Raw genomic sequence first — 13,426 nt, forward strand, 5'->3', positions numbered from 1 at the left:
CATGAAGGTCAACCCCCTTTCCATCGAGGGCGCCTGGGAGTTCGTGCCCCAGCAGCACGGCGACGCCCGGGGGCTCTTCCTGGAGTGGTTCAAGACCGAGTACCTGGAGGAGGCGGTCGGCCACCCGCTGAACCTCAAGCAGGCCAACCTCTCCGTCTCCGCCGCCGGTGTCGTGCGCGGCATCCACTTCGCCGACGTGCCGCCGAGCCAGGCGAAGTACGTGACCTGCGTCAAGGGCGCGATCCTCGACGTCATCGTCGACGTCCGGGTGGGCTCGCCCACGTTCGGCCAGTGGGAGGCCGTCCGCCTCGACGACGAGACCCGGGGCGCCGTCTACATCTCCGAGGGCCTGGGGCACGGCTTCTGCGCGCTCACTGAAGGGGCCACGGTGACCTACCTGTGCTCCGAGGGGTACGCGCCGCAGCGCGAGCACACGGTGTACCCGCTGGACGCGGAGATCGGCGTCCGCTGGCCGGTCGAGGGGGAGCCCGAGCTGTCCGCGAAGGACGCGCAGGGGCCGACGCTGGCGCAGGCCCGCGCGGCGGGCATCCTGCCGGTGTACGAGGAGTGCCTGGCGTTCCGGCGTTCGCTCGCACTCTGAAACGGACCGGCGGCCCGCGCGGTTCCTCACGTACATTGCGAAGCCGGTGCTGAGCGAAGAGTGAGGGCAGTGCACGTGACAGCGGCAAGGCAGCGGGTGGCAGAGGCGCGCAGGATCGTCGTCAAGGTCGGATCCTCCTCCCTCACCACCGCCTCCGGGGGCCTCGACGCCGACCGCGTCGACGCCCTGGTGGACGTCCTCGCGAAGACCCGCAGCGGGGGCGAGAAGGAGATCGTCCTGGTCTCCTCCGGGGCCATCGCCGCCGGTCTCGCACCGCTCGGCCTGCGCCGGCGGCCCAAGGACCTCGCGCGCCAGCAGGCCGCCGCGAGCGTCGGGCAGGGGCTGCTCGTCGCCCGCTACACCGCGTCCTTCGCGCGGTACTCCGTCCGCGTCGGACAGGTCCTGCTCACCAGCGACGACATGAGCCGCCGGGCCCACCACCGCAACGCGTCCCGGACGCTGGACAAGCTGCTCGCGATGGGCGCGTTCCCGGTCGTCAACGAGAACGACACGGTCGCCACGGACGAGATCCGCTTCGGTGACAACGACCGGCTCGCGGCGCTCGTCGCGCACCTGGTCCACGCCGACCTCCTCGTCCTCCTCTCCGACGTCGACGGCGTGTACGACGGCGACCCCAGCAGGCCCGGGACCTCGCGGATCGCCGAGGTCCACGGGCCGGGCGACCTCGCGCACGTCGAGATCGGCAGCGCCGGGAAGGCGGGCGTCGGGACGGGCGGGATGGTGACGAAGGTCGAGGCCGCCCGTATCGCCGCCGCGGCCGGCATCCCCGTCGTCCTCACCAGCGCCGTCTTCGCCGCCGAGGCGCTGTCCGGGGGCGACACCGGAACGTACTTCCACCCCACCGGCAAGCGCTCCGCCGACCGGCTCCTCTGGCTCCAGCACGCCTCCACGCCCCGCGGGGCGCTCACCCTCGACGACGGGGCCGTCAAGGCGGTCGTCGAACGCCGCAAGTCCCTTCTGCCGGCCGGGATCGCCTCGGTCGAGGGCGACTTCAGCGCCGGAGACCCCGTCGAGCTGCGGGACTCCGCGGGGCGGGCCGTCGCGCGGGGGCTGGTCAACTTCGATGCGAAGGAGATTCCGCAGTTGCTTGGGCGGTCCACGCGGGAGTTGGCGCGGGAGTTGGGGGCGGAGTATGAGCGGGAGGTTGTGCACCGGGACGATCTGGTGGTGTTGGCGGGGGTGTGAGGGGGGGGCGGGGTGGAGTAGGGCGGGGGTGGGGGTGTGTTCAGGGGGTTGGTACCGGCCGGGCGGGGGTGGTCGGGGCGCGGGGTGGGCCTGGACGCGGAGGCTCGGGTGCGGAGGGGGCGTCGGGTTGGGGTGTTGAGGTCGGCGTGGGGTGCGGGGGAGGGGGGGAGTGGAGCTGGGGCGTGGGGTGTAGGACTGTCTCTTTGTCGTACGGGCGGGCTCTTCGCAATCGAACGGTCACGTACCGGTGGGGGACGTTCCGTGAAAGCGCCGCGCGGGACCCCGGCGGCCTGCTCAACTGTGCTCAAGGCACAACCTGTGTGAAGGAGGCCGTCGTGAGTCGAGAGCGCCCCGGGCCGACGGCCCGCGGGGGACTGACCAGCGTCGCGGCGGGGGAGAGCTATCAGCCGCCGAAGGACCTGCCCCGCCTCTGGCACGTCACCCTCAGCGTCTCCGGCACGGAAGTCCCGCTGAAGGATCTGCGGGCGGCCCTGGAGCAACTGGCCCACGACCACCCCTTCCTCCTCACCAGCCGCTACGCCCCCACCCACGCGGAGATCCGCTACTGGGAAGAGGCCCGCGACCTCCACGACGCCGCCGCCGTGGCCCTCCGTCTCTGGGGCGAACACCGCCAGTCCGCCAACCTCCCGCCCTGGGAGATCGTCGGCCTGGAGGTCATCGACCGCAAGACCTACCACCAACGAGTCTCCGACGGCTACGGGCCGCTACCGGCGACCCCGGTGGGCGTACACCCGTTCTGACACACGGCTGTGCCAGAGGGGAAGCCGAACCCCGGACCACCTCGGCCGGGGGGGGAGAAGGACCGGCGAAGCCGAACGCGGCACGCTTTGCGGCGAGGGCGAGGGCGAGGGCGAGGGCGAGGGCGAGGGCGAGGGCGAGGGCGAGGGCGAGGGCGAGGGCGAGGGCGAGGGCGAGGGCGAGGGCGAGGGCTGGGGCGAGGGGCTGGGGCGAGGGGCTGGGGCCAGGGCTGGGGTGCCGGGGCCGGCTGAGGTGCCGGGCCGGGTGGGGCGCCGGGGGCCGGGCCGGGGCGGGGGCGAGGAGGCGGGATGAGGCACGGGCGGCGGGACGGGGCGAGGTGGGACAGGGCACGGGCGCTGGGCCGGGGCGAGGCAGCGGGACGGGACATGGGTGCTGGGCCGGGCCGCCGAGCGGTGCTCACGCGGGCAGCGCCCACCTGGGTCTGGGCGACCCGGTCCGAGTCCACCCCGGGGGCCTCGACGCGGGCGGGGGCCGGCGTGAGCTGCGGTGGTGGTTCCGGGCGCGGGTTCGGGGTGGGGCGGTGCTTCGGCTGGGCCCTCCGGCTCGCCCTCTCCCCTCAGCCTGTCCTGGCGTTCGCTTTCCGGCTGCCTGCCCGGCCTCCGGGCCCGATACCTCGTGGGCGCTCGCGCGACACCCCGTGCACCCGGCGACCCGAAGGCGCCTCGCGTGTACGCCGCCCCGCGCCTCGCGTCTTGCGCGCACGTCACTCCCGTCCCGCGCGTCTTGCGCGCGCCGCCTCGCGCCTCGCGTCTCGCACGCGCGCCGCCTCGCGTCTTGCGCGCACGCCCCCCCCGCGCCGCGCTTCGCGTCTCGCGCGCACGCCACTCCCGTCCCCCGCGTCTTGCGCGCACGCCCCCCCGCGCCGCGCCTCGCGTCTCGCGTCTCGCCACTCCCGTCCCCCGCGTCTTGCGCGCACGCCCCCCGCCCCGCGCCTCGCGTCTTGCGCGCACGTCGCCCCGCGCCTCGCGTCTCGCGCGCACGTCACTCCCGTCCCTCGCGTCTCGGCGTGTACGCCGCCCCGCGCCCCGCGTCTTGCGTCTTGCGTCTTGCGTCTTGCGCGCACGCCACTCCCGTCCCCCTTGTCTCGCGCACTGGACCAGTAGATGGACAGCTCTCGGTGGAGCACTACGCTCTTCCCATGACCACGCTTTCTCCGTATGACGCCATGTCCCCGGTCATCGAGGCCGCTTATCGGGCGAAGGCCGCTGCGGCGGATCTCGGGCCGTTGCCGAGGGCGGCGAAGGATGACGCGCTGCTGGCGATCGCGGACGCGCTGGAGGTGCGGACGGCGGAGATCGTGGAGGCGAACGCTGAGGACGTGGCGCGGGCGCGCGAGGCGGGGACGAGCGAGTCGGTCGTCGACCGGCTGACGCTGACGCCGGAGCGGATCAGGGCCATCGCCTCGGACGTGCGGGACGTCGTCGCGCTGCCCGACCCGGTGGGCGAGGTCGTGCGGGGCAACACCCTGCCGAACGGGATCGACCTGCGCCAGGTCCGCGTGCCGCTCGGCGTCGTCGGGATCATCTACGAGGCCCGGCCCAACGTGACCGTCGACGCCGCCGCCCTCTGCCTCAAGTCCGGCAACGCCGTCCTCCTGCGCGGCTCGGCCTCCGCGTACGCCTCGAACGCGGCGCTGGTGCGGGTCCTGCGGGACGCGGTCGGCGGCTCGGGCCTGCCCGCCGACGCGATCCAGCTCGTGCCGGGCGAAAGCCGGGACTCCGTACGGGAGTTGATGCGCGCACGGGGCCTCGTCGACGTCCTCATCCCGCGCGGCGGCGCCTCGCTGATCCAGACCGTCGTCACCGAGTCGACCGTCCCGGTCATCGAGACCGGCACCGGCAACTGCCACGTCTACGTCGACGCGCAGGCCGACCTCGACACGGCGATCGAGATCCTGATCAACTCGAAGGCCCAGCGCGTCAGCGTCTGCAACGCCGCCGAGACGCTGCTCGTCCACCAGGACATCGCCCCGGAGTTCCTGCCGCGCGCCCTCGACGCGCTGGCCGAGGCCGGCGTCACCGTGCACGCCGACGAACGCGTCATGGCGTACGCGAAGGGCTCGAAGGCGACGGTCGTGGAGGCCACGGCGGAGGACTGGGAGACGGAGTACCTGTCGTACGACATCGCCGCCGCCGTCGTCGACTCGCTGGACAAGGCCGTCGAGCACATCCGCCTGTGGACCTCGGGCCACACGGAGGCGATCGTCACCACTTCCCAGCAGGCCGCCCGCCGCTTCACCCAGCTGGTCGACTCGACGACCGTCGCGGTGAACGCCTCCACCCGCTTCACGGACGGCGGCCAGTTCGGCTTCGGCGCGGAGATCGGCATCTCGACGCAGAAGCTGCACGCCCGCGGCCCGATGGGCCTGCCGGAGCTGACCAGCACCAAGTACATCGTCACCGGGGACGGCCACATCCGTAAGTGAGCGTCAGGACATGAGCGCCGGCGCGTGAAAGGCGTCTCATCGGGTGGTCGAATATCCATACCGTCTGCCCAAATCCACCCCCCAGGTCTACTCTGGAACACGTGCCGGAGGACGTGGAGGGCACGCCGTTCCCGGACGGCGGACAGCCCGACGACGACCACGACCGCGGAGCGTCGGACGAAGAGTTCGCCTCCGTGGTCTTCGACGAGGCGTTCGTGAAGGCGGCGGAGTTCCACGAACCCACCGCCGTCGAACGCCTCCTGGCCGCCGCCGAGGCGAGAGCCGAGGCCGCGGAGGCCGAATCCCGCCGCCCCACCACCCGCCCCGACGGGCCCGCCGACGACCGCGGCCGCGCGGCCCGCCGCGACGCGGACGACCTCGACGACCTGGACGATCCCGACGTCCTCGACGCCCGCTTCCACACCCCGGCGTCGTACGGGTTCTACGGAACGTACGGCAAACAGGTCCGCTGGCACCGGCCCGTCGCCTGGATGCTCGCCCTGGTCATGGGCATCGGCATGGTCTCGCTCGCCTTCACCGCCGTCTACCGGGGCGCCTCCTCCAGCAGTGGCGGCAGCCGTCAGACCCCGCCCGCCTCGACCGGTCCCGACGCCACCCCGTCGGCCTCCACGGACCCCGCCGCACCACCGGTCGCGGCTATCCCCCGTACCCCCTGAGAGCTACGGGGAGCCCTCGCCTGCTTGCTGAGAACCTGTCAGAAGTTGGCGTGCAACAGGGCGTTTACCCGGGGCTCCTGAGACCTACTCTGAAGGTATGGGCGGGCCTGGAGACCCACCGGAGGGGACACCCGAGGGCGCTCCTGCCGGTGGAGAGGACGAGTACCGATCCGTCGTCTTCGACGAGTCGTTCGTCCGCGCTGCCCAACTCCAGGAGTACTCCGCGCGGGAACGCATCGGCGATCACGCGCCCGCCGTCCGGCGCCGGCCCCCGCCGCTGCGCCGGGGGCTCACCCGGCAGGTCCTCTTCCTGGTCCTGCTGATCATGATCGCCTTCGGTACGGCGATCTACATGGGCGTCCGCAACCCCTATCAGTCACCGGCCGCGCGCAGGGCCGTCGAACCCCTGCGGATGACGGTCGTGCCGCTCGCCCCTCAGGCCCCGGTGCCGGGTGCGGACGAGGCACGGGTCCTGTACGCGCACAGTCCCGCCGCGCACTTCAAGACCGGGGCCGACGGGGTCACGCTGCCCGCCGCGCGGCGCACCGCGCACTTCTCCGAGAGCCAGGTCGTCACCGCGCTCACCACGGCCAAGGAGTACATCGTCCGCTCGGCGCTCTACCCCGAGGTGCTGTTCGAGCGGCAGACCCGCGCGGCCCGCGTCCTGCTCCACTCCGACCAACTCGACCAGTTCGACGCGAGTTTCACCCACCCCTCCGCGGACGGGCTGCACGCGCCCACCGGCTGGCTGGTCCGCTTCGACCCCGGACAGGTGCGGCTCGCCGACCCCGGGATCCGGGTACGCGGCACGCTCGGCATCGCCGAGACCGACGCGGCGACGCTGGAAGTGACGGCCGACCACACATTCGTCTACGCCCTGAGCGCCGCCCAGGGCACAACCCCGGTCTCCCTCTTCACCGTCCGCCGCGAACTCCACTTCCGCTTCGACCACGACGACCTGAGACTCCGCCAGACCCAACTCCTCCTCTCCTCGGCCCAAGCCGGCCCCCTGTCCTGCTCCACCGACACAGTCGGCTACCTGCACCCCCTCCTCGCCGGCCAGACCGCCGGCACCGCGGGGCCGGCCGGCACGGATCCCTACAGCACGGGGAGCACGGCGGCGTTGTGCGGGACGCTGGCGGGGGGTGCGTTGCCGAAGGTGTGAGGGGGGTTGCGGGGAGTGGGGGCGGAAGAGGTGGGTGAGGCACGGGAGTCGGGGGACGACCGCGCGGGGCAGTGACCGCGGGGGAGAGAGGCCGGCCATGCGGGGCACGGGGCCGTGTCCGGCAAAGGCCCCGCCGGGGGGAGAGAGCGGCTGGCCCTTGTGGTCAGACCCGCGACCAGCCTCCCGCCGGGGCCACGCCTCCCGCCGCCCCGGCGTGTACTGCTGGAACGTCCCCCGGCGTACAGCTGGGGGACGTGCCTGGCGTCTTGATGAAGGCGCCCCCGGCGATGCCGCTGGCACTGCCCGCCACGGCGTTCCGCCAGAGCCGCCCCCGGCCTGCTTCCTGCTCCCCGCCCCCTACTCCTCGTCCCGGCGTGTCTCCGTGTCGTCCTGGGGGCGGTCCTTTGTGGAGGTCGATGTGCGGCCGCCGAAGCCGCGGCGGACTCGGTCGCCGAGGTCGCCTGCGCCGCCGGCGATGTCGGTGACCAGCTTCATCAGGGGGTCTTTGGAGTTCTTGACGTTGGAGGCGTAGCTGGCGGCCGACTCGCGGAAGGAGTCGGTGACCGACGTGTCCTTGTCCTCGGTGCGGCGCGGGTAGTGGCCGTCCATGATGCGCTGGTAGTCGCGGGACTCGGCCCACTTCTTCAGCTCGGCGGCGCGGACGGTGGTGAAGGGGTGGGAGCGGGGGAGGACGTTGAGGATCTTGAGGACGGAGTCGCGGAGGTCGCCGCCCTGCTCGTACTCCTCGGCCTGCTTGAGGAACGCGTCGACGTTCATCTCGTGGAGGTGGTTGCCGCCCGCGATCTTCATCAGGCCGCGCATGGACGCCTGGAGGTCCTGCCCGACCAGCAGACCGGCTCGGTCGGCCGACAGCTCGGACTTGCGGAACCACTCCCGCAGCGCCGTCACGATCGCCATGATCGCGAGGTTGCCGAGGGGGATCCAGGCGACCCTCAGGGCGAGGTTCGTCAGGAACAGCAGGATCGTGCGGTACACGGAGTGCCCGGAGAGGGCGTGCCCCACCTCGTGCCCGATGACCGCGCGCATCTCCTCCTCGTCGAGGAGTTCGACGAGGCCCGTGGTGACGACGATGATCGGCTCGTCGAGGCCGATGCACATCGCGTTGGGCTGGGGGTCCTGGTTGACGTACATCGGCGGGACCTTCTCCAGGTCCAGGATGTAACAGGCGTCCCGCAGCATGTCGTTGAGGTGCGCGAACTGCTGGTCCGAGACGCGGACCGAGTCGGAGAGGAACAACAGGCGCAGGCTGCGCTCCGGGAGGAGCCCGCTGAGCGCCTTGAACACCGTGTCGAAGCCGCTCAGCTTGCGCAGGGCGACCAGGGCGGAACGGTCGGCGGGGTGTTCGTAGGCGCGCGAGGAGATCTCCGGGAACCGCCTGCGCTGCCTGCTGGGCACGTTCTCGTGGCCGCTCTGCTCTTGGCCGTCGTCGGACATGTCATCCCCCATGTGCGAGATATGAGTGAGCTTCTTCGGCAGGGCTTCTTACGGCCCCTTTGCTGACCTTTGTGCGGTCCTTTGTACCCCCGAGGACGCAGCCAGCCTAAGCGGAGTTACGGTGAACAGCACCGGATCTAAGGAGTCCCGCACCATGGAGCACAACCCCGCAGCCTGGCTCGCCGCCGCAGACCAGCAGGGGCCGGGGAACCTGCTCCGGATCGTCCTTGTCGTGATGGTCGTGGGCTGTGTGCTGACGGGGTGGTTCCTGCTGCGCGGCTACAAGAAGGACGACTGACCCCCGGGGAAAGTTCCCCGCACCGGTTCCCCCGCCTTCCCCCGCCGGTCTCCCGATGGCGGAGTCGGCGTGATCGCCGGCAACCCCTCCCCGTACGATGGGCCGACATCTTTATGCTGCCCACACCGGATAGGTCCTGACGAAGATGAGCCTCCACAGCACCGCAGTTCAGTTGGTCACGCTCGCCGCCGAGGGCGAGGAGCACGGTGGCAACCACGAAAGCCTGAACCCGCTGGTCACGGGCGGTGCCGCCTTCCTGATCCTGATGCTCCTGCTGTGGATCACCACCCGCTTCAACCGCGACCGCTGAGGCATCCGGCCGGACCCTTCACGAAGGGCCGGTAGGGTCTGCCGCATGGGAGAGCAGGACATGCCTACCGGCCCGTCGAACCCGGGAAAGCGCCGACTCGGCGTCATGGGCGGGACGTTCGATCCGATCCACCACGGACACCTCGTGGCGGCCAGTGAGGTCGCCGCGGCGTTCCACCTGGACGAGGTCGTGTTCGTCCCCACCGGCCAGCCCTGGCAGAAGAGCCACCGCGCGGTCTCCCCGGCGGAGGACCGCTACCTGATGACGGTCATCGCGACCGCCGAGAACCCCCAGTTCTCGGTGAGCCGCATCGACATCGACCGGGGCGGCCCCACCTACACCGTCGACACCCTGCGCGACCTGCGTGCCCTCAACCCGGACACCGACCTCTTCTTCATCACCGGCGCCGACGCCCTCGCCCAGATCGTCACCTGGCGCGACACGGACGAACTCTTCGCCCTGGCCCACTTCATCGGCGTCACCCGTCCGGGGCACAACCTCGCCGACCCCGGCCTGCCCGACGGCATCGTCTCCCTCGTCGAGGTCCCGGCGCTCGCGATCTCCTCCACCGACTGCCGCGCGCGCGTCGCCAAGGGGGACCCCGTCTGGTACCTGGTGCCGGACGGCGTCGTGCGCTACATCGACAAGCGCGAGCTGTACCGCGGCGAGTGAGGCGAGCAGGCCGAGAGGGGCACCGGTGAACAACCGATACGACGCGGACCAGTCCGACGAGGAGGAGACCCCGTACGTCGTCGTCGGCTACGACGACTACGGACGGCCCGTATACGGACGTCCTCAGCAGCAGCCTTACGACCCTTACGCCGGTCAGCAGCAGGGCTACGGGTACGACACCGCCCACCAGCCGGGTTATCCCCAGCAGGCGTACGACCAGCAGGGCTACGGGTACGACCCCTACGGGACAGCCGCCCAGCAGACATCCACCCCCTCGTACACCCCGTACGACCCCTACGGGCAGCAGACCTCCGACGCGGGCCAGACCCAGGGACACGGCCAGCCCGCCCCCGAGCAGGCCACCGCCACCGCCTACATCCCCCACCAGACCGCGCCCGCCCAGGAACCACCCCCGGCGCAGGACCCGAACGCGGACCAGAAGCCGGACACGGACAAGCCTCAACCCGACTACCGCACCGAGCAGTTCGCCTTCGTCGAGGAGCCCGACTCGGACTCCGAGGACGTCATCGACTGGCTGAACTTCACCGAGAACCGCACCGAACGCCGCGAGGAGGCCAAGCGGCGCGCGAAGAGCCGGCTGGTCGCCCTGGCCGTCGTCCTCGCCCTGGTCGCCGTCGGCGGGGTCGGCTACCTCTGGTACGCCGGGAAGATCCCGGGACTGTCCTCCTCCGACGGGAAGGCGACGACGGCGACGCAGGCCGGCGCGCAGAAGCGGGACGTGGTCGTCGTCCACCTCCACGACACCGCGAAGGGCGGCACCTCCACGCTGCTCCTGGTCGACAACACGACCGCCAAGCGCGGGACGACCGTCCTGCTCCCCAACTCCCTGGTCGTGACCACGGACGACGGCAACAGCACGACCCTCGCGAAGTCCGTCGACGACGACGGCTCCGCCGGCACCCGCGACGCCCTCGACACCGTCCTCGGCACCAGCATCGAGGGGACCTGGCGCCTGGACACCCCCTACCTGCAGAACCTCGTCGACCTCGTCGGCGGCATCGAGGTGGACACCGACACGGACGTCCCCGACCCGGCGTCGAAGAAGGGCGAACTCCTCGTCCGCAAGGGCTCCGACCAGTCGCTCAGTGGCAAGATGGCCGTCGCCTACGCGACCCACCGGGGCGAGGAGGAGTCGCAGGACGCGCAGCTCGCGCGGTTCGGGCAGGTCATGCAGGGCGTGCTGCGCAAGGTGTCCACCGACGCGCAGGCCGCGACCGTCACCGTCCAGACGCTCGCGCAGATCCTCGACCCCTCCCTCACCGACCAGGACCTCGGCGCCTTCCTCGCCGCGCTCGCCGAGCTGGCCAAGGGCGGCGACTACAAGACCGAGACCCTGCCCGTGCAGAAGGACGGCACGCTCAGCGCCGACGCGAGCTCCGAGGTCGTCAAGAACGTCCTCGGCGGCACCGCGAAGAGCCCGGACGCGGATGCCGCAGTCCGCGTCTCCGTCCAGAACGCGACCGGGTCGCGGGCCGACTCGGAGGACGCCCGCGTGGTCCTGCTCAACGGCGGCTTCACCTACCTCGACGGCGGCACCGCGTCCGCCGCCGCGAAGACGGCCGTCACGTACGCCGACGACTCCGACAAGACGAACGCCACGGAGGTCGCCAAGACCCTCGGCCTGCCCGAGAGCGCCGTCCAGAAGTCCGGCGCCGCCTCGAACGCCGACGTCACGGTCGTCCTCGGGAAGGACTACAAGCGCTCGGCGTCGTGAGAGGGGCCCTGGGTTATCGCGTGAGCGGGCTCGGCGGGGCGTGAGACCCTTGGGGGGTACACGACCGTCTAGGGAAAGCCGTGCAGTGACCGCCACCGACCGTTCTCTTCAGCTCATCTCGGCCGCCGCCCAGGCGGCGGCCGACAAGCTCGCGCACGACATCATCGCCTACGACGTGAGCGATGTGCTGTCGATCACGGACGCCTTCCTGCTGGCGTCGGCGCCCAACGACCGGCAGGTCAAGTCGATCGTCGACGAGATCGAGGAGCGGCTCAGCAAGGAGCTGGGCGCCAAGCCGGTACGCCGCGAGGGCGACCGCGACGCCCGCTGGATCCTGCTCGACTACGTCGACATCGTCGTCCACGTCCAGCACAGCGAGGAGCGGGTCTTCTACGCGCTGGAGCGGCTGTGGAAGGACTGCCCCGAGCTGGAGCTGCCCGCGGACGCGAAGGCGACCCGCGGCAAGGCGGAGGAGCACGCCAAGCTCCAGGCGGCCGAGGACACCGGCGGTGACTGGTGAGCGCGACGGGTGAGGTCAGCGACGGCCGGCCGGGGCGTGGCCGCCGGATCGTCCTCTGGCGCCATGGCCAGACCGCCTGGAACGTCGAACGCCGCTTCCAGGGCACGACGGACGTCGCCCTGACGGAGACCGGCGTCGCGCAGGCCCGCCGCGCCGCTCGCCTGCTCGCCTCGCTCAAGCCGGACGCGATCGTCGCCTCCGACCTCTCCCGCGCCGCGCGCACGGCCGCCGAGCTGGCCGCGCTCACCGGCCTCGACGTCACCCACGACGAAGCGCTGCGCGAGACGTACGCGGGCGTGTGGCAGGGGCTGACCCACGAGGAGATCGTCGACCGGTACGGCGAGGAGTACGCGGCCTGGAAGCGCGGCGAGCCCGTCCGCCGGGGCGGGGGCGAGCTGGAGACGGAGGTCGCCGACCGCGCCGCCCCCGTCGTCCTGCGGCACGCGGAGAAGCTGCCGGACGCGGGGACCCTCGTCGTCGTCAGCCACGGCGGCACCATCCGCACCACCATCGGGCGGCTCCTCGGTCTCGAGTCCGGCCACTGGGAGAGTCTCGGCGGGCTCTCCAACTGCTGCTGGTCCGTCCTCGGTGAGGGGGCCCGGGGCTGGCGGCTGCTGGAGCACAACGCCGGCACGCTGCCCGAGCCGGTCCTCGGCGACGACGACTGACACCGGCCCTGACCGGCCGGGAACCCGGATTTCACTTTCCGGCAGGTCGCAGGCTAGAGTTCTTCTTGTTCGCCGGGCCAGACGGAACGGGAAGAACACAAGGGGCTATAGCTCAGTTGGTAGAGCGCCTGCATGGCATGCAGGAGGTCAGGAGTTCAATTCTCCTTAGCTCCACTCCTCGAAAGATCCCGTCCCGGGTGGGGCGGGATCTTTCGTATCTCCGCACACTCTTCGCCAACTGCCTTGAGTCACTTGGGCTCCTGTGGCGTATACCTCTGTGGAAGCGCTTCTCGCATGCCGTGTCCGGACTGGTACTGAGGCGTCGCTGACCGTGTCGGTCCGGCCGTGGCAGAATCAAACGGCCGGATGGGAGCGCGGCCCGACGGGAGGGAGCAGTGATGCCTGCGAGCATCCTCGGAGAGGGCGGCCACCTCTCCGGAGCGGGGGCGGCACGGATCTCCTACGTGTGTACGGCCTGCGGCCACAGCTGGAGCTGACCCATGGGTGCACACAGGCGGAAGTGCGACTGGTGCGGGAGCGGTACCCCGATCGTGCGGGACATGGAGCCCGTCAACTCCGAGTACCAGTACTGGTGCGAGGAGTGCGCGCGGGCGCTGATCATAAAAGGCGACCCCATCGAGACGTACCGCGAGCTGGAGGGGGAGCCCATCTACGGGCGGCTGCTGGAGGAGCACTGCACCCTCAAGCGGTTCTACTCCTTCGTCACCGCGTAACCGATTTGGTGAACCACCCCCTCCACCGTGTAATGTTGGCGTCGCCGCCAGGGAAACCCGGCGGAACGCGACACGGGGCTATAGCTCAGTTGGTAGAGCGCCTGCATGGCATGCAGGAGGTCAGGAGTTCAATTCTCCTTAGCTCCACTCCCCGAAGATCCCGCCCCGGTTGGGGCGGGA

14 protein-coding genes and 2 tRNA genes are annotated in these 13,426 nt (G+C 71.3%); 15 read left to right on the top strand and 1 reads right to left on the bottom strand.

Annotated features, from left to right (window positions below; genetic code table 11):
* Position 1: 1 nt before the first annotated feature.
* The 6 genes from rfbC (at position 2) to IAG44_RS27255 (ending at position 6,854) form a co-directional block, all read left to right on the top strand.
* Positions 2-601, top strand: a complete 600-nt coding sequence (rfbC, locus tag IAG44_RS27230) for a dTDP-4-dehydrorhamnose 3,5-epimerase (RefSeq protein ID WP_187749705.1) — start codon at positions 2-4, stop codon at positions 599-601.
* Between the two features lie 96 nt (positions 602-697).
* Positions 698-1,807 (top strand): glutamate 5-kinase, encoded by a 1,110-nt coding sequence (proB, locus tag IAG44_RS27235; protein ID WP_187752881.1) that lies wholly within the window; start codon positions 698-700, stop codon positions 1,805-1,807.
* Between the two features lie 335 nt (positions 1,808-2,142).
* Positions 2,143-2,568 carry a hypothetical protein gene (locus IAG44_RS27240; RefSeq protein WP_187749706.1) on the top strand — a complete coding sequence of 142 codons (426 nt, stop codon included), beginning with the start codon at positions 2,143-2,145 and terminating at the stop codon, positions 2,566-2,568.
* A 1,157-nt stretch (positions 2,569-3,725) separates the two neighbouring features.
* Positions 3,726-5,012 carry a glutamate-5-semialdehyde dehydrogenase gene (locus IAG44_RS27245; protein ID WP_187749707.1) on the top strand — a complete coding sequence of 429 codons (1,287 nt, stop codon included), beginning with the start codon at positions 3,726-3,728 and terminating at the stop codon, positions 5,010-5,012.
* A 101-nt stretch (positions 5,013-5,113) separates the two neighbouring features.
* A complete protein-coding gene (locus IAG44_RS27250) occupies positions 5,114-5,689 on the top strand; it encodes an SCO2584 family spore wall biosynthesis protein (protein ID WP_187749708.1) in 576 nt (191 codons plus the stop codon).
* A 97-nt stretch (positions 5,690-5,786) separates the two neighbouring features.
* The gene (locus tag IAG44_RS27255) at positions 5,787-6,854 is read left to right on the top strand and encodes an SCO2583 family membrane protein (RefSeq protein WP_187749709.1); all 1,068 of its coding nucleotides are present in this window, start codon (positions 5,787-5,789) and stop codon (positions 6,852-6,854) included.
* Positions 6,855-7,211: 357 nt separating this feature from the next.
* Here IAG44_RS27255 and IAG44_RS27260 read toward each other — a convergent pair whose 3' ends face one another.
* Positions 7,212-8,309: a M48 family metallopeptidase gene (locus tag IAG44_RS27260; RefSeq protein WP_187749710.1), complete on the bottom strand. Its 1,098-nt coding sequence runs from the start codon at positions 8,307-8,309 to the stop codon at positions 7,212-7,214.
* A 154-nt stretch (positions 8,310-8,463) separates the two neighbouring features.
* Here IAG44_RS27260 and IAG44_RS27265 point away from each other — a divergent pair, with 154 nt between their 5' ends.
* The 9 genes from IAG44_RS27265 to IAG44_RS27305 all read left to right on the top strand — a co-directional run bounded on the left by IAG44_RS27265 (position 8,464) and on the right by IAG44_RS27305 (position 13,393).
* A complete protein-coding gene (locus tag IAG44_RS27265) occupies positions 8,464-8,607 on the top strand; it encodes a hypothetical protein (RefSeq protein ID WP_187749711.1) in 144 nt (47 codons plus the stop codon).
* A 145-nt stretch (positions 8,608-8,752) separates the two neighbouring features.
* A complete protein-coding gene (locus IAG44_RS27270) occupies positions 8,753-8,917 on the top strand; it encodes a hypothetical protein (protein WP_187749712.1) in 165 nt (54 codons plus the stop codon).
* A 45-nt stretch (positions 8,918-8,962) separates the two neighbouring features.
* Positions 8,963-9,589 (top strand): nicotinate-nucleotide adenylyltransferase, encoded by a 627-nt coding sequence (nadD, locus tag IAG44_RS27275; protein ID WP_187749713.1) that lies wholly within the window; start codon positions 8,963-8,965, stop codon positions 9,587-9,589.
* A 25-nt stretch (positions 9,590-9,614) separates the two neighbouring features.
* A complete protein-coding gene (locus IAG44_RS27280) occupies positions 9,615-11,324 on the top strand; it encodes an LCP family protein (protein WP_187749714.1) in 1,710 nt (569 codons plus the stop codon).
* An 85-nt stretch (positions 11,325-11,409) separates the two neighbouring features.
* Positions 11,410-11,844 carry a ribosome silencing factor gene (gene rsfS, locus IAG44_RS27285; protein ID WP_187749715.1) on the top strand — a complete coding sequence of 145 codons (435 nt, stop codon included), beginning with the start codon at positions 11,410-11,412 and terminating at the stop codon, positions 11,842-11,844.
* A complete protein-coding gene (locus IAG44_RS27290; RefSeq protein ID WP_187749716.1) occupies positions 11,841-12,512 on the top strand; it encodes a histidine phosphatase family protein in 672 nt (223 codons plus the stop codon). The genes rsfS and IAG44_RS27290 overlap by 4 nt, the downstream gene beginning before the upstream one ends.
* A 101-nt stretch (positions 12,513-12,613) precedes the next feature.
* A tRNA-Ala gene (locus IAG44_RS27295) sits at positions 12,614-12,686 on the top strand.
* Positions 12,687-13,012: 326 nt separating this feature from the next.
* Positions 13,013-13,246 carry a hypothetical protein gene (locus IAG44_RS27300; RefSeq protein WP_007492859.1) on the top strand — a complete coding sequence of 78 codons (234 nt, stop codon included), beginning with the start codon at positions 13,013-13,015 and terminating at the stop codon, positions 13,244-13,246.
* A 74-nt stretch (positions 13,247-13,320) separates the two neighbouring features.
* A tRNA-Ala gene (locus tag IAG44_RS27305) sits at positions 13,321-13,393 on the top strand.
* Positions 13,394-13,426 lie beyond the last annotated feature (33 nt).

It is taken from the genome of Streptomyces roseirectus (assembly GCF_014489635.1).
Classification (GTDB): Bacteria; Actinomycetota; Actinomycetes; order Streptomycetales; family Streptomycetaceae; genus Streptomyces; species Streptomyces roseirectus.